Below are 17,804 nucleotides of genomic sequence, written 5' to 3' on the forward strand. Positions count from 1 at the left end.
TCCCCTGTTCACCTCGGAACGCGTGGGTAGGGTCGGGCCGGTGACCGAACCGCTCCGCCCCGACGACAGCCACCTCCGCTTCCTCGACGCCGCCACCGCCCGGGCCGCGGAGACCGCCGAGCCGCTGACCTCGGACCACGCCGGGGCGTCGGACGCGGTGCGCGCGCGGGTTATCGAGGCGGTGTCCGGGTACGGCGACCAGCTCGTCGCGCTGAGCCGGGACCTGCACGCCCACCCCGAGGTGGGGTTCGCCGAGCACCGGTCGGTGCAGGCGGTCGCCGACCTGCTCGCCGCGCACGGGCACGAGTCGCGGATCGGGGCGGGCGGGCTCGACACCGCGCTCGTCGCCCGCGCCGGGTCCGCCGGCCCGCACGTCGCCGTCCTCGCCGAGTACGACGCGCTGCCCGGCGTCGGCCACGCCTGCGGGCACAACATCATCTGCTCGACGGCGGTGGGCGGGTTCCTGGCCGCGGCGAAGGTCGTCGGGGAGACCGGCGGGCGGGTGTCGCTGATCGGCACGCCCGCCGAGGAGGGCGGCGGCGGCAAGGAGACGCTCGCGCGGGCCGGCGTCTTCGACGACGTCGACGCCGTGGTGATGCTGCACCCGTTCTCCCACGACGTGGCGATGCACCCGTTCCTGGGCCGCCGCCAGCTGGAGATGGTGTTCCACGGGGTCGCCGCGCACGCCGCCGCGCAGCCGTTCATGGGCCGCAACGCCCTCGACGCCGCGGTCGCCGCGTACCAGGGCGTCGCCGCGCTGCGCCAGCACCTGCCCGGAACCGACCGCGCCCACGGCGTCTTCACCGACGGCGGCGCGCGCCCCAACGTCGTGCCCGAGCGGGCGGCGCTGCTGTTCTACCTGCGCTCCGCCGAGCCGGAGACCCTGCGCGACCTCGCCGAGCGCGTCGCCGCCGTCGCGCACGGGGCCGCGGCGATGCACGGGTGCGGCGTCGAGCTGCACTGGGACGCCCAACCCGCCTACCTGCCGATCCGCTTCAACCGCACGCTGGCCGCGCGCTGGACCGTCAACCAGGGACCGGCCGGGCGCACCCCGCTGCCGCCCGGCGTCGTGCCGGAGTTCCTCACCGGCTCCACCGACCTGGGCAACCTCAGCTTCCGGATGCCCGCGATGCACCCGATGCTCGCCGTCGGCGACGCAGCCCTGCACACCGCCGAGTTCGCGACGGCCGCCGGGAGCCCGGCGGGTGACCGCGCGGTCCGCGACGGGGCGCTCGGCCTCGCCCTCACCGCGGCCGACTACCTCGCCGACGCCGAGCTGCGCGACGCCGTGCACGCCGAGTTCGCCGAGCGGGGCGGCCCGCTGGACGTGCCCGCCTACTTCAGCTGACGCCCGGGTGCACCATCACCTTCACCGACGCGGGGTCGGTGCGGCCCACCGTCAGTGACGCCTCGGCGTCGGCGAGCGGGTAGTGGCCGGTGACCAGCCGGTCGAGGTCGATCCGCCCGGCGGCCACCAGCGCGATCGCGGTGGGCCAGGTGTTGGCGTAGCGGAACGTGCCGGTGACCTCTAGCTCGCGCTCCTGCACGACCGAGAGCGGCAGCGGCACCTCGTCGCCGCCCATCCCGACGAGGACCGCACGGCCGGCCGGGGCGAGCGCCCGGATGCCCTCGGAGATCACCGGGGCGACGCCGGAGCACTCCAGCAGGACCTCCGGCGGCGGCACGTCGAGCACCGACTCCGAGCGGGCGTCGACGGTGTCGGTGGCGCCGAGCGAGCGGGCGAGGGCGAGCCGGGCCGGGTTGACGTCGGACACCGTCACCGAGGTCGCGCCGGCGGCCAGCGCCGCCTGCACCGCGACCAGCCCGATCGGGCCCGCTCCCGTCACCAGCACCCGGGAACCCGCACCGACCCGCCCCTTCGTGCACGCCCACAGCCCGACCGAGAGCGGTTCGAGCAGCGCGGCGGCGTCGTCGCTCAGGGCGTCGGGCACCGGGTGCGCGAACGCCCGGTGCACCACCACCTGCTCGGCGAACGCGCCGTCGACCGGCGGGGTGGCGAAGAACCGCACGTCGGGGCAGAGGTTGTAGCGGCCGGCGAGGCACTGCGGGCAGGAGCGGTCGGGCACACCGGGCTCGACCGACACCCGCTGCCCCACGTGCAGCCCGGTGACGCCCTCGCCGAGCGCGCCGATCACCCCGGCCGACTCGTGCCCGAGCACCAGCGGCTCGTCGACGACGAACCGCCCGATCCGACCGTGCTCGTAGTAGTGCACGTCGGAGCCGCAGACCCCCACCGACGTGACGTCGACGAGCACCTCGCCCGGCCCGGGCCGCGGGGCGTCGCGCTCCTCCAGCACCACCCGGCCCGCTCCGTGCAGCGCGGCGACCCGCATCAGGGACAGACCTGGATCTTGCGGCCGACCCCCGCCCGGAACTGCTCCAGCGCCGCCGGGTACTCCTCCAGCGGCTTCCGGTCGCTGATCATGATCTCCGGCCGCAGCACCCCGTCGGCGAACAGCTCCGCAGCCCGCTCGAAGCTGTGCAGCACCGCCATCGAGCCGACGATCCGGATCTCCTGGTTGTAGACCCGGAACGGCGAGAAGCGCGCGACCGCGTCCTCGTTCGCCACGCCGAACTGCTGGAACGTGCCCCCGCGGATCACCCGGCCGAGGCCGTCCTCGATGGCCGCGACGACGCCGGTGCAGTCGACGACGTTGTCCCACCCGCGCCGCTGCTCCAGCTCGTCGGCACTGGTCACGGTGTGCGTGCAGCCCAGCTCCTTCGCCGTCTCCAGCCGGGCCGGGTTGAGGTCGACCATGCTGACGCTGGCGGCGCCGGCCCGCTTGGCCAGCTCCATCATCATCAGCCCCATCGTGCCCGCGCCGTAGATCAGGTAGTGGTCGCCGAGGCGCGGGGCGAGCACGTCGAAGCCGCGGACGGCGCACGACAGCGGTTCGATCAGCGCCGCGTCGGCGGGGGCGACCCCGTCGGGCAGCACCACGCAGTTCGCGACCGGGGCGACGGCGTACTCGGCCGCCCCGCCCGTCGTCGACACGCCGATCGCGGCCCAGCGCTCGCACAGGTTCCCCCGGCCGCGGCGGCAGAAGTAGCACTCCCCGCAGTGCAGCGACGGGTCGACCGCCACCTGCTGCCCGACCTCGATCTCGGTGACGTCGCGACCCCTCGCCACGACCTCACCGGCGAACTCGTGCCCGGGCGTCACCGGCAGCGTCGGCGCGAACTCCCCGTCGGCGATGTGCAGGTCGGTGCCGCAGATGCCGCACCCGGCGACCGAGACGACCACCTCCCGCGGCCCCGGCGTCGGGTCCGGGACGGTCTCCACGGTGACCCGGTCGGCCGAGATGACGGCTGCTCTCATTACTTGATCGCTCCCAACGACAGTCCCTGCACCAGCTTGTCCTGCGCCGCGAACCCGGCGATGAGCACCGGCAGCGACACCACCACGGCCGCCGCGCACACCTTCGCCAGGAACAGGCCCTGGCTGGTGACGAAGCTCGTGAGGAACACCGGGGCGGTCTGCGCCACCGTCGCCGTCAGCACGCGGGCGAACAGCAGCTCGTTCCAGCTGAAGATGAAGCAGATCAGCGACGTCGCCGCGATCCCCGGCAGCACGATCGGCATGACGATCACCCGCAGCGTGTGGGTCAGCGACGACCCGTCGACGGCCGCCGCCTCCAGGATCTCGACCGGCACCTCCGCCAGGAACGACCGCATCATCCACACGGCGATCGGCAGGTTCATCGAGGTGTAGAGCACGATCAGCAGCCAGATGTTGTCGAGCATCCCGATGCCCTGCGCGATCAGGTAGACCGGCAGCAGACCCGCCACGACCGGCAGCATCTTCGTCGACAGGAAGAAGAACAGCACGTCGGTCCACTTGCGGACCGGCCGGATCGACAGCGCGTACGCGGCCGGGATCGCGAGGATCAGCACCAGCAGCGTCGACAGGACGCTCGCCGTCATCGAGTTGAGCAGCGGCGGCCACGGGCTCGCCCCCGTCGACGCGCCGAAGAAGTTCGCGTAGCCGTCGAGGGTGAGCGGCGCGAACACCGACGGCGGGTTCGTGGCCGCGTCGTTCTCGCTGTGGAACGAGGTGAGCACCATCCACACGACCGGCAGCACGAACAGGATGCCGACGATCCAGGCGAGCACCCCCAGGAACGCCCCTGATCGCCTGCGCCGGGGCGGCGCGACGGCCGCCTCGGACGGGGTGAGCGCCGTGCGCTCCGCGGTCGTGGTCATCGGGAACCCTCCTCGCGGAACAGGGACGACACGGTGCGCAGGGCCAGCGTGGCGATCAGGATCGTGCCGATCACCACGACGACGCCCGCGGCGGACGCCCGGCCGTAGTCCTGGGCGTTGTAGAAGGTCTGATAGATCGTGTACGGCAGGTTGGCGGTGCCGAGGCCGCCGGAGGTGATCGTGAAGACGGCGTCGAAGTTCTGGACGATGTAGATCGACCCGAGCAGCCCGCCGAGCTCCAGGTACTGGCGCAGGTGCGGGAAGGTCATGTGCCGGAAGATCTGGAAGTTCGAGCAGCCGTCGAGCTGGGCGGCCTCGATGACGTCGAGCGGCTTGCTCTGCAGGCCGGCCAGGATGATCAGCATCATGAACGGCGTCCACTGCCAGACCAGCGCGGCGACGACGGACGACAGCGGCATCGTCGACACCCAGTCCGGCTGCGGTGCCCCCGCCCCGAAGATGCCGGTGAGCAGCCCGTTGAACAGGCCGTACTCGGGGTTGTAGAGCGCGTGCTTCCACACCAGGGCCGCCGCGACCGGCACCACGAGGAACGGGGTGATCATCATCGTGCGGACGAACCCGCGGCCGAGGAACGCCCGGTCGAGCAGCAGCGCGACGAGCATCCCGAGCACCAGGCTGATCAGCACCACCGAGACCGTCAGCACGATCGTCGTGACGATGGCCTCGCGCGTGGTGACGTCGGTGAGGACGCGGGCGAAGTTGTCGAAGCCCGCGAACCCGCGCTCGTCGGGATAGTAGGCGTTCCAGTTCATGAACGAGATCACCAACGTGCCGACGAACGGCAGCTGCGTCACGATGATCAGGAAGACCAGCGCGGGCAGCAGCGGCGCCCGCCGGGCCCAGTCCCCGGTGCGGCGCAGAGCCGGTTGCGACGTCCTCTGCGGCGTGACCTTCTCCTGCGTCGTCGTCATGACCCTTCCTCCCGGGACCGGTACCGCTCCGCCACGTCGTCGGCGAGCTGCTGGCCGCGCTCCAGCGCGTCCTGCACGGTCACCTGCCCCGCGATCGCCGAGCTGATCTGCTGCGACACCTGCGTCCCCAGGTCCGGGAACTCCGGGATGCCGACGAACTGGATGCCGATCGCGGGCCGCGGCTGGACGCCGGGGTTCCGCGGGTCGGCCGACTCGATCGCCGACCGCGTCTGCTCGGCGAACGCCCCCGCCTCGGCGAGGTACTCCGGGATCTCGTAGGTCGAGGCCCGCTTGCCCGCGGGCACCGACGACCAGCCGACCTGCTCGCCGACGAGCCGCTCGTAGTCCTTGCCCGAGGCCCAGGAGACGAACTGCCAGGCCGCGTCCTTGCGCTCGCTCGCCGCCTGGATGCCCCACGACCAGGCGTAGAGCCAGCCTGCGCTGTCGGTCTCGACGACGGGCGCCGGCGCGTAGCCGATCAGCCCGCGGACGGGCGAGTCCTCGGCCTCCAGCGACCCCGCCGCCGACGTGGCGTCGTACCACATCGCGACGTTGCCCTGGATGAGGTTGTTGAGGCACTCGGTGAACCCGGCCTGCGGCGCACCGGTCTCGCCGTGCTCGCGGACGAGGTCCACGTAGAACTGCACCGCCTCGGTGAACTGCGGGGAGTCGACCTGCGCCTGCCAGTCCTCGGAGAACCAGGTGCCGCCGAAGGTGTTGACCACCGTCGTCAGGGGGGCGAAGACCTGCCCCCAGCCGGGCTGCCCGCGCAGGCAGATCCCCGCCATGCCGGGCTGCGCCCCGTCGACGCGGGCGGCGATGTCGGCCACCTCCTGCCACGTCGGCTTCGCCGGCATGGCGATCCCGGCCTGCTCCAGGACGTCGCGGCGGTACATGAGGAACGACGACTCGCCGTAGAAGGGCTGGCCGTAGACCTGCCCGTCGTCGCCGGTCAGCGAGGTGACCATCGGACCGAGGATGTCGTCCTGGTCGAAGCCGGGGTCGTTCGCGATGAACTCGTCCATCGGCGCGATCCAGCCGCTGCGGGCGTAGATCGGGACCTCGAAGTTGCTCAGGGTGGCCACGTCGTACTGCCCGGCCTGGCTGGAGAACTCCTGGCTGATCTTGTCCCGCACGTCGTTCTCCGGGAGCACCGTGAAGTTGACGGTGATGCCGGTCTCGCGGGTGAAGTTCTCCGCCGTCAGCCGCTGCAGGTCGACCATCTGCGGGTTGTTGACCATCAGCACGTTGATGCTGTCCGGCCCGCCGCCGCCGACCGATCCGCCCCAGCCCGCGCACGAACTCGTCGCGAGCACGGCAAGAGCGAGCAGTACCGCTCGAACACGCCTCATTGCGTCCCTCCCCGACCGCTCAGATGAGCAGCGCCCCGATCACACGATCAGGATGTGGCAGTGCTCACGTCGCGTCAATGGCGCGTGCAAGAATGGGCGTTGCACCGCTCAGATGAGCACGTTGGGAGACGTCGATGGCCCGGGGCCCGGCACAGCTCGTCCTCACCGCGTCGGTGGCCCGGCGCTACTACCTCGACGGCCGGTCCAAGGTGGAGATCGCCGAGGAGTTCGCGCTGAGCCGGTTCAAGGTCGCCCGGCTGCTGGAGGACGCGCGCACGAGCGGGCTGGTGCGGATCGAGATCGGCCATCCCGGCACCGTCGACGTCGAGCTGTCGGGGTCGCTCATGCGGGCGCTGGGCCTGCGGCACTGCGTCGTCACCGACACCCCCGACGACGATCCCGCCACCCTGCGCGAGCACCTCGGCTCCGCGGCGGCCGACCTGCTCAGCGAGATCATCACCGCCGACGACGTCCTCGGCCTGTCCTGGGCCCGCTCGGTCAGCGCCATGGCCACCGCGCTGAAGGAGCTCGCGCCCGTCCCGGTCGTGCAGCTCACCGGCGCACTGGCCCGGCCCGGTGTCGACGACAGCTCCATCGAGCTGGTCCGCGAGGTCGCGCGCGTGTCCGGCGGGCCCGCGTACTTCTTCTACGCCCCGATGGCCGTGCCCGACGCCGCCACCGCCCGCGCGCTGCGCCACCAGCCCGAGGTGGCCAGGGCGTTCTCGCTGATCGGGTCGGTGACCGTCGCGGTGGCCGGGGTCGGCGCCTGGGCCCCGGAGCAGTCCACGCTCTACGACGCCACCGGCGAGGCCGAGCGCGCGGAGCTGGTCCGCCGCGGGGTGTGCGCCGACGTCTCGGGCGTGTTGGTCGACGCCCACGGCGCGACGGTCCCCGCCGCGCTGACCGACCGCATGATCGGCATCACCTACGAGCAGATGCGGGCGGTGCCGGAGGTGATCGGCATCGTCTACGGCAACGCCAAGGTCCGGGCCGTGCTGGCCGCCGTGCACGGGGGGCTGGTGAACAGCCTGGTCACGCACTCGACGATGGCGACCGCGCTGATCGAGGCGGCCGGGGTCGAGGCGGCGGGGGGCGAGGCCGCGCATGACCGCTGAGGTCCCGCTGCTCGGGGGCACCGCCAACCGCGGGCGGGTGCACCGCGTCGGCGACACCGTGCGGCGCCCCCTGCGCCCCACCGCTCCCGCGGTGCACGCGCTGCTGCGCCACCTGGAGTCGGTCGGGTTCGACGGGGCGCCGCGCGTGCTCGGCGTCGACGACGCTGGCCGCGAGGTGCTCAGCTACATCCCCGGGCAGGCGGTCACGGCCCCTGCGCCGCCGTGGGGTCTCACCGACGCGGCGCTGCGCAGCGTCGGTGAGCTGCTGCGGCGCTTCCACGACGCCGTGGCGGGGTTCGACGCGCGGCCCTACTCGTGGTCGCCGGCCGCGCCGGCACCGTTCGCGGGCGGTGCGATCACCCACAACGACCCGAACCTCGACAACGTCGTGTTCCGCGACGGGCACGCCGTCGCCCTCATCGACTTCGACCTCGCCGCCCCCGGCGCCCCGGTCTGGGACGTCGCCGGCACCGCCCGGTTGTGGGCCCCGCTGCGCGACCCGGCCGACACCCCGGACGGGCGGCGCCACCGCGAGCTCGCCCGCCTGCGGGTCCTCGCCGACGCCTACGACCTCGACGACGACGGGCGCACCCGCCTCGCCGCCGCCGCGGCCGCGCACCACGCGTGGATGTGCGACCTGGTCGGCGACGGGGCGCGGCGGGGCGTGCCCGGCTTCGCCGAGTACTGGACGCCGGACGCCCGGGCGCGCGCCGACCGCACCGGCGCCTGGCTGCGCACCCGCGCCGACGAGATCACCGCGGCCCTGGCCTGACCGTCGTCGCACCGGGCCGTCGTCAGATCCGGGCGAACACCTCGGTCCGCAGCCGCTCGCACGCGTCCTCGCGACGGCTGCCCGTACCCAGGGCGACGTCGGGCACCAGGAGCTCGTCGATCCCCGCCGCGGGGTAGCGCGCCACGACGTCGAGCACCTCCGCGGCCGAGCCCATGACCACCGGGCGGCCCGCGGCCTCCAGCCGCTGCCGCCGTTCCCGCGCCCCGGCGTCGCCCGGCTCGACGACCTCGATCATCGCCTGCGCCGACCGCCGGACCGTCGACGGGTCGCGGCCGATCCGCGCGCAGTGCTCCGCGAACACCCGCCCCTTGTGCGCGGCGAGCTCCGGCAGGCCCCAGTGGTTCCACTCGTCGGCGTGCCGGGCGACGATGCCGAGCGCCACCTCCTCCCCCGCCGCCCCGATCAGCACCGGCAGGCGCGCGGGCTTCGGCTCCAGCGGCGCGTCGACGAGCCGGTAGTGGTCACCGTCGAACGTGGTGCGCTCCTGCCCGAGCAGCCCGGTGACCACCCGGCACGCCTCGTCGAACCGGGCCAGGCGCTCGCGGACCGGCGGGAGCTCGATGCCGTACGCCTCGTGCTCGTTGACCTGCCAGCCCGCGCCGATCCCGAGGACGAACCGGCCGCCGCTGATCTCGTCGAGGGTGGCCGCCTGCTTCGCCACGACCGCGGGGTGGCGGTAGGTGTTGCCGAGCACCATCGAGCCGACCCGGACCCGCTCGGTGCGCGCCGCGATGCCGGTCAGCAGGGCGAGGCACTCGTGCACCGGGCCGGAGACGTCGTCGCGGTTGGGCATGAAGTGGTCGGCGATCCAGACCCCGTGCCAGCCGGTGCGCTCGGCGTACTCGGCGCCCGCGAGGACGTCGGACCAGGGGACGGCCGCGCTCGGCCACAGCGAGTAGTCCACCGCCGCGAGACTAGCCGTCGTTGCAGTTGACGCAACTTGCAGTCACTGCAACTATGGCGGCGTGACGAGCCCCGGGCGCGAGCGCCGCAAGCAGGCGACCCGGCGCGCGCTGCGGTCGGCGGTGCTCGAGCTCGGACTCGCGCGCGGGCTGTCCGAGGTGCCCGTCGAGGAGATCGCCGCCCGCGCCGGGGTCTCCACCCGCACGTTCTTCAACTACTTCGCCACCAAGGAGGACGCGGCACTCCTCGACCTCTTCACGATCGGCGACGACGCGCTCGCCGCGTTCGCCGCCGCTCCCCCCGACGGGGCGTGGGCCCGGCTGCGCGAACTGTTCGTCGACGACGTGCGGCGCGTCGACCGGGAGGGCACGGACGTCCCGCGGTGGCTGGACCTGCAGGCCCGGCACCCCGCTCTGCAGGCCCGCCAGTTCGCGCGGTTCGCCGCGTTCGAGCGGCGGCTGTGCGACGCGATCACCACCCGCCTCGGCGGGCCGGGACACCGGCTGCGCGCCGAGGTGATGGCCGGGGCCTGCATCACCGCGGTGCGGGTCGGCCTGCAGCACTGGGCCGGCACCGGGCGCGGCGGCGTGGTCGCCCACGTCGAGGCCGCCTTCGACCTCCTGGATCCCGCGTTCGCCTGAAGGAGCAGCCGTGCCGATCGCCGTCGTCGCCCTCGACACCCGGGGCGGGGTCCAGCCCTACGCCGCGCTCGCGCTCGGACTGCAGGAGGCGGGCCACGAGGTCCGCATGGTGGCCCCGGCCGGGTTCACGCCGTGGCTGGCCGGGATGGGCCTGGACGTCCACGCCGTCGGGGTCGACACCGCAGCGGCCCGCGCCGACGGGGTCGCCGAGATGGGCCGGGTCGCACGCACCCGCTACATGCGCGCCCGCGCCGTCGAGCACACCGCGCGGTCGGCCACCGACGTGCTGCGCGCCTGCGAGGGGGTCGACCTGCTGATGGGCGGCATCGGCGGGGCGACCCTGGGGCGGCCGGTGGCGGAGAAGCTCGGCGTGCCCTTCGTCGACGCACACCTGCACCCGATCGGGCCGCCCACCGCCGCGTTCCCCGGTGTCCTGCTGCCCCGCACACCGCGGTTCGCCTGGAAGGCGAGCCACGGGCCGTCGCGGCTGGGGGCGACCCTGCCGTTCCGGTCGGCCGTGCGCCGCGCGCGCCGCGACGTCCTCGGGCTGCCCGCGCGACCCGCGCCCGTCGACCACACCCTCCCCGCGCTCTACGGCTACAGCCGGCACGTGCTGGCGGCGCCGCCGGAGTGGGGCCCGCGCCACCACGTCACCGGGTACTGGACGCTGCCCGGCGCCGGGCCGCTGCCGCCCGCGCTGGAGGGGTTCCTCGACGCCGGGCCGCCGCCGGTCTGCATCGGCTTCGGCAGCATGACCGGCGCCGACCCCGCCGCCCTCACCGCGCTCGTCCTCGACGCCGTCCGTCGCGCGGGGGTGCGGGCCGTGCTGCTGTCCGGGTGGGGAGCGCTGACGCCGCTCGACCGCGAGGACGTGCTCGTCGTCGAGGAGGCCCCGCACGACCTGCTGTTCCCCCGCACGGCCGCGGTCATCCACCACGGCGGGGCGGGCACCACCGGTGCGGCGCTGCGGGCGGGAGTGCCGTCGGTGGTCGTGCCGTTCGCCGTCGACCAGCCGTTCTGGGGTGCGCGCGTGGCGGCGCTCGGTGTCGGCCCCACCCCCGTCCCGCGACGCCGCCTCACCGCCGGCGCGCTGGCCGACGCGCTGCGCGCCACCGCCGACCCCGGCATGCGCGGGCGAGCCGCGTCACTCGGACGGCTGATCCGGGCCGAGGACGGCGTGGTGAACGCCGTCGCCGCGCTCGGCAGGGTGCGCGGGTGAATGGCACGATCACGGGATGGCCGAATACGCGCACCTCGGTGAGGCACTGGGTACCGACTTCTTCTCCGTCCGCGACCAGTTCACCGGCGAGCAGTGGGACAAGTTCATCGCGGTGCGCAAGTTCGTCGACGACGAGGTGCTGCCCGACATCGGCGACTACTGGGAGAAGGCCGAGCTGCCGTGGCACCTGTTCCGGCGGCTGCCGGAGCTGAAGGTCGTCGGCGAGGACATCGACGGCTACGGCGCCGCGGGGATGAGCCCGATGGCCGTCGGGCTCGTGCACATGGAGCTGCACCGCGGCGACGGTTCGCTCGGCACGTTCCTCGGCGTGCACGCGGGCCTGGCGATGCAGTCGATCGCGATGTGCGGGTCGGAGGAGCAGAAGCAGCGCTGGCTGCCGTCGATGTCGACGCTCGACAAGATCGGCGCGTTCGCGCTCACCGAGCCGAACCACGGCTCGGACTCGATCGCGCTGGAGACCACGGCCCGCCGGGACGGCGACCACTGGATCCTCGACGGGTCCAAGCGCTGGATCGGCAACGGCACCATCGCCGACCTCGTGGTCGTGTGGGCCCGCGACACCGACTCCGGCGAGGTGCTCGGCTTCGTCGTGGAGACCCCGGCCGAGGGCTACGAGGCGTCGGTGATCACCGGCAAGGTGTCGCTGCGGTCGGTGTGGCAGGCGAACATCGAGCTGAAGGGCGTCCGCGTCCCGGACGAGAACCGGCTGGAGAACGCCCGGTCGTTCAAGGACTGCGGCCGGGTGCTCGCCAACACCCGCGGCATCTGCGCGTGGATGGCGCTGGGGCACGCGACCGCGGGCTACGACGCCGCGATGCGCTACGCGATGGCGCGCGAGCAGTTCGGCAAGCCGCTGGCGTCGTTCCAGATCGTGCAGCAGCGGCTCGTGCACATGCTCGCCGACCTGACGTCGATGCAGCTCTACTGCATGCAGCTCGGGCGCCTCGCCGACGCCGGTCGCCTCTCGCCGACCGTCGCCGGGCTGGCCAAGATGCACAACACCCGCACGGCCCGGAAGATCCTCTCCGAGTCCCGGGACCTGTTGGGCGGCAACGGGATCCTGCTGGAGCACCACGTGGTGCGGCACTGGGCCGACATCGAGGCCATCCACACGTTCGAGGGCACCGAGACGATGCAGACCCTCATCGTGGGCCGCGACATCACCGGGCTCGGGGCGTTCGCCTGACCCGCCCTCAGGCGGGGCCGAACTCCTTCTTCCACGCCTGGTAGCCGCCGTCGAGGTCGGTGGCGTTGTGCAGGCCGAGGTCCTGCAGCGACGCCGCCGCCAGGCTGGAGCTGTAGCCCTCGGAGCAGACCACGATCCAGGTGACGTCGTGGTCGACGGCCTCCGGGATGCGGGCGTCGGAGCTGGGGTCCAGGCGCCACTCGATGTGGTTGCGCTCGATGAGCAGCGCGCCGTCGAGCTCGCCCTCCTGCTCGCGCTGCCAGGCCGGGCGGGTGTCGACGAGGATCGCGCCGTCGGCCACGAGCTCGGCGGCGCGCCGCGGGTCGGGACGGTCGAGCCGCGCGCGGGCGGCGGTGAGCAGTGCGTCGATCGTGGTCATCCGATCCCCTCCGAGCTGCCGGCCTCGACGAGGACGCTGCGGGTGCGGCGCAGCCGCGGGAGCACCCCGTCGGAGTCGGGGGCGTAGTAGGACATCGCGGTGAGCGGCGGGGAGTAGGCGTGGACGCTCACCGCGGGCGTCGGCGACGGGTTGGCGACGTCGTGCACGTGGCCCAGGCCGAACCCGACGCTGCGCCCGGCGCGCAGCTTCCTGCTCCGCAGGCCGCCCGCCGTCCAGCGGGTCTCGGTGAGTGCGCCGGAGACCACCGTCAGCGCGCCGAACGACCCGGCGTGGTCGTGCAGCTCGGCGTACTGCTCGGTGGCCCAGCTGATCAGCCAGACGTCGACGAAGTCGTCGCCCTGGATGCGCTGGTACCAGCGGCGGGAGGGGTCGATGACGACCTCGTGGTCGCCGGCGCGGACCTCCGCGGCGACGCGCTGGGTCAGTCCGACGAGATCGGTGAGGCCGAGCGAGATGGGGGCGACGATGCGGCGAGGGGCGTGCAGCAGCACGGAGTACTCCAGTGGTCGTGCTTCGAGCGGACGGGTGTGAACGTCAGCTCGTGCGACAGCACTGGTCGAAGTGGTCGGCCCGACGGCTGCCCCAGATCTCGCCGAGGTCCGGGGCGGGGGGCATGACCACATCCGAGCATGCGCACACCCGTTGCCGCCACACCCTCCCACGAACCGGGACGTCCGCGGCGCGCGTCCGGCCGAATGTCCGACAACCCGGATACGGCAGGATGGTCGCGTGGCGACGCTCCTCGACGACGGCAGCTGGGAGGTCCAGGGCAGGCGGATCGGGTTCCCCGTCCGGATCGGTGAGGCCTCCGCGGCCTGCGCGACGTACCTGGTCCGGGCGGCCGGGGTGCGCGCGCTGCTCGCCGGCACCGGGTTGGAGCCCGTCTCGGTGGCCGGGCGGACCCCGCTGTTCCTGGTGCTGGTCGACTACCGCGTCAACGACCTGGGCGACTACGACGAGGCCGGCGTCGCGTTCCTCGTCCGCCACCGCGGACGGATCGGCCCCTACGTCCACCAGCTGCCGGTGACCCAGGCGTTCACGATGGAGGCCGGCCGCGCGCTGTGGGGGCTGCCGAAGTGGCTCGCCCGGGCGGAGCTCGCGATCGACGGTCCCGACGCCACCTGCCACCTCGCCGACGACGAGGGCCGCCAGGTCCTCACCACCGCGATGCACGCGGGGCTGCGGCTGCCGTTCACGCTGCCCGGGGCGGTCACCGCGCTCGCCCCGCACGACGGCGGCGTGCTCGCGTCCCCGGTGCGGGCCCGGATCGGGGGCCTGCGCGTCGGGCGGTCGGCGTCGGTGGTGCCGGGGTCGGGGCACCCGATGGCCGACGAGCTGCGCGCGCTCGGCCTGTCCCGCCGGCCGCTCGCCACCGTCGTCGCCGACCGGGTGGCGTTCGACATGGACCCGGCGACGGCGCTCCCCCGCTGAATCCGCGGCCTGCTCCCCCCTCGGGGTTCAGCGGTGGGCGGCGAGCCACTCGCGCAGGTCGGCGAGGGGCCGGTCGCGCTCGGGCTCGTGGTAGATCTCGTGCCACAGCCCCTCGTACCAGCGCACCGTGCGGTCCGGGGACCCGATCTGCGTCTCCAGCGCGCGGGTGCCGGCCGGATCGGTGAGGACGTCGGCGGTGCCGTGCTGGACGAGCACCGGCAGCCGCAGGTCGCGGGCCCGGCGGGGCAGCACGTCGAACTGCGCGAACAGGGCCGCGGACAGGCCGAGCGTCGGGTGGCCGTGGTGGACGAGCGGGTCGCCCAGGTAGTCGGCGACGACCGCGGTGTCCTTGCTGATCCTCGTCGGGTCGATCCCGGCCGGGCGCAGCGTGGGCGTCACCCTGGCCAGCAGCTTCAGGACCGGGACGGCCGCCTTCGGCACGGCGTCGCTCGCCAGCGCGGGCGCCGACAGCACGAGCCCGGCGAGCCCGGCCCCGTGGTCGAGCGCGTAGGCCAGCGCGATCTGGCCGCCCATGCTGTGCCCGAGCAGGAACAGCGGCAGGCCGGGGTGGCGCGCGGCGACGTGGAGGCGGAACGCGTCGAAGTCGGTGAGCCAGTCGGAGTAGCGGTCGAGGTGGGCGCGGCGGCCCGTCGACCGGCCGTGGCCGCGGTGGTCGAGTCCGTAGACCGCCCAGCCGTCGGGCACGAGGGCGTCCTCGACGCTGGTGTAGCGGCCCGAGTGCTCGCCGAGGCCGTGGCAGACGAGCAGGACCCCGGTCGGTTCCCCCTCGGGCAGGCGGCCCCGCCAGAACAGCTCGACGCCGCCGACGCCCGGCAGCGTGCCCTCGACCCGGTCCCGTGTCTCCGTCACCGGCCCAACCTATCCGGCGGGCACCCCCGCTGGCTCGAGCTCCACGTCGTGCACCCGCTCCGCCTCCTCCGCGACGCTGACGAGCACGACGTCGGCCTCGCACCCGGCGGCGGCGACGGACACGGCGTACTCGCCCGCGGCGAGGTCGGCGACGAGGTAGGCGCCGTCGGCGTCGGTCTCCGCGACCTCGACGACCTCCCCGTCCTGCACCAGCGTCACCCGCGCACCCGCGATCGGGCCGTCCTCGCCGGTGACGGTGCCGACGAGGGCGGCGGAGCGGACGAGCTGCACCTCGACGTCGACCGGCTCGTCGCCCACGGTGAGCGCCACGGCTCCGGGCTGGTGGTCGGGGGCGGTCGCGATGAGCACGTACGCGCCGGGGTGCGGGGCGGTGAGCTCCCCCGAGGCCGAGCGCCCGGCCGAGACCTCGCGGCCGAGGTCGTCGAGCAGGGTCACCGCGGCGTCGGCGACCTCGGTGCCGTCGTGGCGCACCGCGCGGAAGCGGACGGGCTGCGCCGCCCCGACCGCGGGCGGGCGCTCGGGACGGTGCGTCCCCTCCAGCGCCACGACCGGCGCCCGCTCGGGACGTGCCGAGGGGTCGCCGAACGTGCGGAGCAGCGCGAGGTCGGCGGCGGCCTGCTCGGCGGCGAGGTGCTGCGGGTCGCGCGGGGCGCGGCGGGCGACGGGCTCGGGGTCCGGTACCGGCGGGGTCGGGGCGGCCGGCACCGAGTCGGTCGGGCCGACGGGCGCCGGGGCGATCGGGGCGGCGGATGCCGGCGTGGCCGGGGCGGCGGACGCCGGCGCGGGCGGCGCGATGGACGCCGGCGCGGCGGGCGCCGGGGGGAAGTCGAAGAGGAGGTCGGGGTCGGCCTCCGGGAAGTCGTCGTCGGACGAGAGGTCCTCGACGGACGGGGCGGGCTGGACCGGGATCGGGGCGGTGCGGTCGTCGACGTCCCCCTCCCCGGCGCTCCGGTCCTCGGCGGTCCGGTCCTCGGCGCTCCGGTCCTCGGCGCTCCGGTGGGACAGCAGCGCGCCGGCGAGTGCGGCGGTCCCGGCGATCCCCGCCGCGGCGGCCACGTCGGCGCGGTCGACCGGCGCGGGCCGCTCCACCACCGTCAGCCGCTCGGTGACGTCGTCGGGGGCGGTCGCGCCGGACGTCGTGGCATCCGGCGCCGGGTCGATCGCGTCGTCCGCACCGGCGTCAGCGTCGGTGCCGACGGCGGTCGCACGCCCGTCGGCGTCGTCCGTCGACGCGGCTCCGTCGACGTCCGAGGCGTCGGCGACGACGGTCTCGTCAGCGGCAACGGCGTCGGTGCCCGCGGCGGCCTGCGCCGACGTGTCGGCGTCGGGCCCGCCTGCCGTCGCGCCCGCGGCCACGGGGTGGGGCGAGCCGGCGGCGTCGATCGGATCGGTGCCGATCGCCTCGACCGTGCCGATCGGGGCCGTCGCCGAGTCGGCAACGTCCGCCGGGTCGGCAACGTCCGCCGGGTCGGTCGCGTCCACCGCGTCGGTCGCGTCCACCGAGTCGTCGGTCGGGTCCGCCGAGTCGGTCTCGTCCACCGAGTCGGTCGCGTCCACCGAGTCGGTCGCGCCCGTCGAAGCGGTCGCATCGGTGGTGTCGGCGACGACCGCCGGGGCGGTCGCGTCCGCCGGAGCGGCCGTCTCCGCCGCTTCGGTGCCGTCGTCGGCGGGGTCGGCGTCCGCCACGGCACCGGCCGCGTCGGCGACGTCCGTCGAGGGCTCCGCCGGGTCCGGCCCGTCGACGGGCTCGGCGGGCTCGGCGGGCTCGGCGGGCTCGGCGGCAGCACGGTCGGCCGGGCCGGTCGATCCCGTCGCAGCGGCGGCCACCGCCACGCCGGCCGTGCCGGCGAGGACCACCGGCGCGGCCGCACCGACGACGTCGACCGGCTCGGTGGCGTCCGCCGGATCCGGGACGTCCGTCGGTCCGACGGCATCCGCGGCGGCCGTGACCTCGTCGCGGACGTCGGGCCCGGCGGACGCACGGGGGGCGGTATCCGGCCCACCGACGGCGGCGAGCCCGATGGCGGGACGGGGCGGGACCGCGGTGAGGCGGGGGGCGGTGAACGGGTGGGGCGCGTCGATCGGCTCGGGGCGCCGGGGCGGGCGGCGGAGCAGGGCCAGTGCGGGCACCCGCCGCTGCTCGTCGGTCTCCGGCTCCGGCGACGGCTCGGCGGAACCCGCGATCTGCGCGGCCCGGCGCCACGGCACGTCGTCACCGAGCGGCGGCACCGACCGCGCGGCCGTCGCCCCGCCCCCGGTCTCGTCGTCGGCCTCGGGCTCGTCCACGGCCTCGTCGGCGACGACCGCGGGCTCGTCGTCTACCGCCTCCGCCGCCGGGGAGTCCGACTCCGCAGCGGGGTCGTCGGCGACGGTCGCCTCCTCGGTGACCTCCACCTCGTCGACGGCCGGGGCCGCGACGGGCGCAGGCTCGCGGTCGGCGCGCTGGGCGACCAGGTCGGCCACCGTCCGCGGACCGGGTGGCACGGCCCGCACGGTGCGTCTGCGCTGCAGGAACAGGCCGAGCAGCAGAGCGAGCAGCAGCAGAACCGCCACCGCGATCAGCACCACCGGAAGCGTGATCATCTCCGGTCCCCCGTGGGTCGATCCGAGAACCAGACCGGGCCGGTCCGACCTGCAGAACCTAGCATTCTTGCGATCACGCACCGTGATGTGACGCGGGTGTCGGGCGAACGGGA

The 17,804-nt window shown here is 74.6% G+C and carries 17 protein-coding genes; 7 read left to right on the plus strand and 10 right to left on the minus strand.

Annotated features, from left to right (window positions below; all coding sequences use genetic code 11):
- Positions 1-40 precede the first annotated feature (40 nt).
- Positions 41-1,348 (plus strand): amidohydrolase, encoded by a 1,308-nt coding sequence (locus tag H6H00_RS05680; protein WP_185720289.1) that lies wholly within the window; start codon positions 41-43, stop codon positions 1,346-1,348.
- Here H6H00_RS05680 and H6H00_RS05685 read toward each other — a convergent pair.
- From H6H00_RS05685 to H6H00_RS05705, 5 genes are read right to left on the minus strand one after another with little or no spacing between them, the layout of a single operon-like run.
- Positions 1,341-2,354 (minus strand): NAD(P)-dependent alcohol dehydrogenase, encoded by a 1,014-nt coding sequence (locus tag H6H00_RS05685; RefSeq protein ID WP_185720290.1) that lies wholly within the window; start codon positions 2,352-2,354, stop codon positions 1,341-1,343. The two genes, H6H00_RS05680 and H6H00_RS05685, sit on opposite strands and share 8 nt — an antisense overlap.
- A complete protein-coding gene (locus H6H00_RS05690) occupies positions 2,354-3,340 on the minus strand; it encodes a zinc-dependent alcohol dehydrogenase family protein (RefSeq protein WP_185720291.1) in 987 nt (328 codons plus the stop codon). Before H6H00_RS05690 ends, H6H00_RS05685 begins: the two co-directional genes overlap by 1 nt.
- The gene (locus H6H00_RS05695; protein WP_185720292.1) at positions 3,340-4,224 is read right to left on the minus strand and encodes a carbohydrate ABC transporter permease; all 885 of its coding nucleotides are present in this window, start codon (positions 4,222-4,224) and stop codon (positions 3,340-3,342) included. Before H6H00_RS05695 ends, H6H00_RS05690 begins: the two co-directional genes overlap by 1 nt.
- Complete coding sequence (locus tag H6H00_RS05700) at positions 4,221-5,156, minus strand: carbohydrate ABC transporter permease (RefSeq protein WP_185720293.1); 936 nt, start codon at positions 5,154-5,156, stop codon at positions 4,221-4,223. The genes H6H00_RS05695 and H6H00_RS05700 overlap by 4 nt, the downstream gene beginning before the upstream one ends.
- The gene (locus tag H6H00_RS05705) at positions 5,153-6,508 is read right to left on the minus strand and encodes an ABC transporter substrate-binding protein (protein WP_185720294.1); all 1,356 of its coding nucleotides are present in this window, start codon (positions 6,506-6,508) and stop codon (positions 5,153-5,155) included. Before H6H00_RS05705 ends, H6H00_RS05700 begins: the two co-directional genes overlap by 4 nt.
- Positions 6,509-6,642: 134 nt before the next feature.
- On the opposite strand from H6H00_RS05705, the gene H6H00_RS05710 reads away from it, so the two are divergent.
- Positions 6,643-7,623, plus strand: coding sequence for a sugar-binding transcriptional regulator (locus H6H00_RS05710; protein ID WP_185720295.1), 981 nt, complete (start codon positions 6,643-6,645; stop codon positions 7,621-7,623).
- Positions 7,613-8,395, plus strand: a complete 783-nt coding sequence (locus H6H00_RS05715) for a phosphotransferase (RefSeq protein ID WP_185720296.1) — start codon at positions 7,613-7,615, stop codon at positions 8,393-8,395. The genes H6H00_RS05710 and H6H00_RS05715 overlap by 11 nt, the downstream gene beginning before the upstream one ends.
- A 22-nt stretch (positions 8,396-8,417) precedes the next feature.
- Here the strand turns inward: H6H00_RS05715 and H6H00_RS05720 are convergent, their stop codons facing one another.
- On the minus strand, positions 8,418-9,320 hold the full coding sequence (locus H6H00_RS05720) for a TIGR03560 family F420-dependent LLM class oxidoreductase (RefSeq protein ID WP_185720297.1): 903 nt from the start codon (positions 9,318-9,320) through the stop codon (positions 8,418-8,420).
- 61 nt (positions 9,321-9,381) lie between these two features.
- Here H6H00_RS05720 and H6H00_RS05725 point away from each other — a divergent pair, with 61 nt between their 5' ends.
- The 3 genes from H6H00_RS05725 to H6H00_RS05735 are packed head-to-tail and all read left to right on the plus strand — an operon-like array spanning position 9,382 to position 12,386.
- Entirely contained in the window at positions 9,382-9,960 is a 579-nt protein-coding gene (locus H6H00_RS05725; protein ID WP_185720298.1) for a TetR/AcrR family transcriptional regulator, read from the plus strand.
- Between the two features lie 10 nt (positions 9,961-9,970).
- Positions 9,971-11,179, plus strand: coding sequence for a glycosyltransferase (locus tag H6H00_RS05730; RefSeq protein WP_185720299.1), 1,209 nt, complete (start codon positions 9,971-9,973; stop codon positions 11,177-11,179).
- A gap of 16 nt (positions 11,180-11,195) precedes the next feature.
- Positions 11,196-12,386, plus strand: coding sequence for an acyl-CoA dehydrogenase family protein (locus H6H00_RS05735; RefSeq protein WP_185720300.1), 1,191 nt, complete (start codon positions 11,196-11,198; stop codon positions 12,384-12,386).
- A gap of 7 nt (positions 12,387-12,393) precedes the next feature.
- Here the strand turns inward: H6H00_RS05735 and H6H00_RS05740 are convergent, their stop codons facing one another.
- The gene (locus H6H00_RS05740) at positions 12,394-12,765 is read right to left on the minus strand and encodes a rhodanese-like domain-containing protein (protein WP_185720301.1); all 372 of its coding nucleotides are present in this window, start codon (positions 12,763-12,765) and stop codon (positions 12,394-12,396) included.
- Positions 12,762-13,277, minus strand: a complete 516-nt coding sequence (locus H6H00_RS05745) for a cysteine dioxygenase (protein WP_255425592.1) — start codon at positions 13,275-13,277, stop codon at positions 12,762-12,764. The genes H6H00_RS05740 and H6H00_RS05745 overlap by 4 nt, the downstream gene beginning before the upstream one ends.
- Positions 13,278-13,515: 238 nt before the next feature.
- On the opposite strand from H6H00_RS05745, the gene H6H00_RS05750 reads away from it, so the two are divergent.
- A complete protein-coding gene (locus H6H00_RS05750; RefSeq protein WP_185720303.1) occupies positions 13,516-14,217 on the plus strand; it encodes an acetoacetate decarboxylase family protein in 702 nt (233 codons plus the stop codon).
- A gap of 27 nt (positions 14,218-14,244) precedes the next feature.
- Here H6H00_RS05750 and H6H00_RS05755 read toward each other — a convergent pair whose 3' ends face one another.
- Positions 14,245-15,087: an alpha/beta hydrolase gene (locus H6H00_RS05755; protein ID WP_185720304.1), complete on the minus strand. Its 843-nt coding sequence runs from the start codon at positions 15,085-15,087 to the stop codon at positions 14,245-14,247.
- 9 nt (positions 15,088-15,096) lie between these two features.
- Positions 15,097-17,691 (minus strand): carboxypeptidase-like regulatory domain-containing protein, encoded by a 2,595-nt coding sequence (locus H6H00_RS05760; RefSeq protein WP_185720305.1) that lies wholly within the window; start codon positions 17,689-17,691, stop codon positions 15,097-15,099.
- Positions 17,692-17,804 lie beyond the last annotated feature (113 nt).

The organism is Pseudonocardia petroleophila, from assembly GCF_014235185.1.
GTDB classification, from domain to species: Bacteria; Actinomycetota; Actinomycetes; order Mycobacteriales; family Pseudonocardiaceae; genus Pseudonocardia; species Pseudonocardia petroleophila.

Bases quoted from the DNA above. Each gene is read 5' to 3' on its own strand.
- H6H00_RS05685 (WP_185720290.1), bottom strand. From the start codon at position 2,354: ATGCGGGTCGCCGCGCTGCACGGAGCGGGCCGGGTGGTGCTGGAGGAG.
- H6H00_RS05695 (WP_185720292.1), bottom strand. From the start codon at position 4,224: ATGACCACGACCGCGGAGCGCACGGCGCTCACCCCGTCCGAGGCGGCC.
- H6H00_RS05710 (WP_185720295.1), top strand. From the start codon at position 6,643: ATGGCCCGGGGCCCGGCACAGCTCGTCCTCACCGCGTCGGTGGCCCGG.
- H6H00_RS05715 (WP_185720296.1), top strand. From the start codon at position 7,613: ATGACCGCTGAGGTCCCGCTGCTCGGGGGCACCGCCAACCGCGGGCGG.
- H6H00_RS05705 (WP_185720294.1), bottom strand. From the start codon at position 6,508: ATGAGGCGTGTTCGAGCGGTACTGCTCGCTCTTGCCGTGCTCGCGACG.
- H6H00_RS05690 (WP_185720291.1), bottom strand. From the start codon at position 3,340: ATGAGAGCAGCCGTCATCTCGGCCGACCGGGTCACCGTGGAGACCGTC.
- H6H00_RS05740 (WP_185720301.1), bottom strand. From the start codon at position 12,765: ATGACCACGATCGACGCACTGCTCACCGCCGCCCGCGCGCGGCTCGAC.
- H6H00_RS05700 (WP_185720293.1), bottom strand. From the start codon at position 5,156: ATGACGACGACGCAGGAGAAGGTCACGCCGCAGAGGACGTCGCAACCG.
- H6H00_RS05735 (WP_185720300.1), top strand. From the start codon at position 11,196: ATGGCCGAATACGCGCACCTCGGTGAGGCACTGGGTACCGACTTCTTC.
- H6H00_RS05760 (WP_185720305.1), bottom strand. From the start codon at position 17,691: ATGATCACGCTTCCGGTGGTGCTGATCGCGGTGGCGGTTCTGCTGCTG.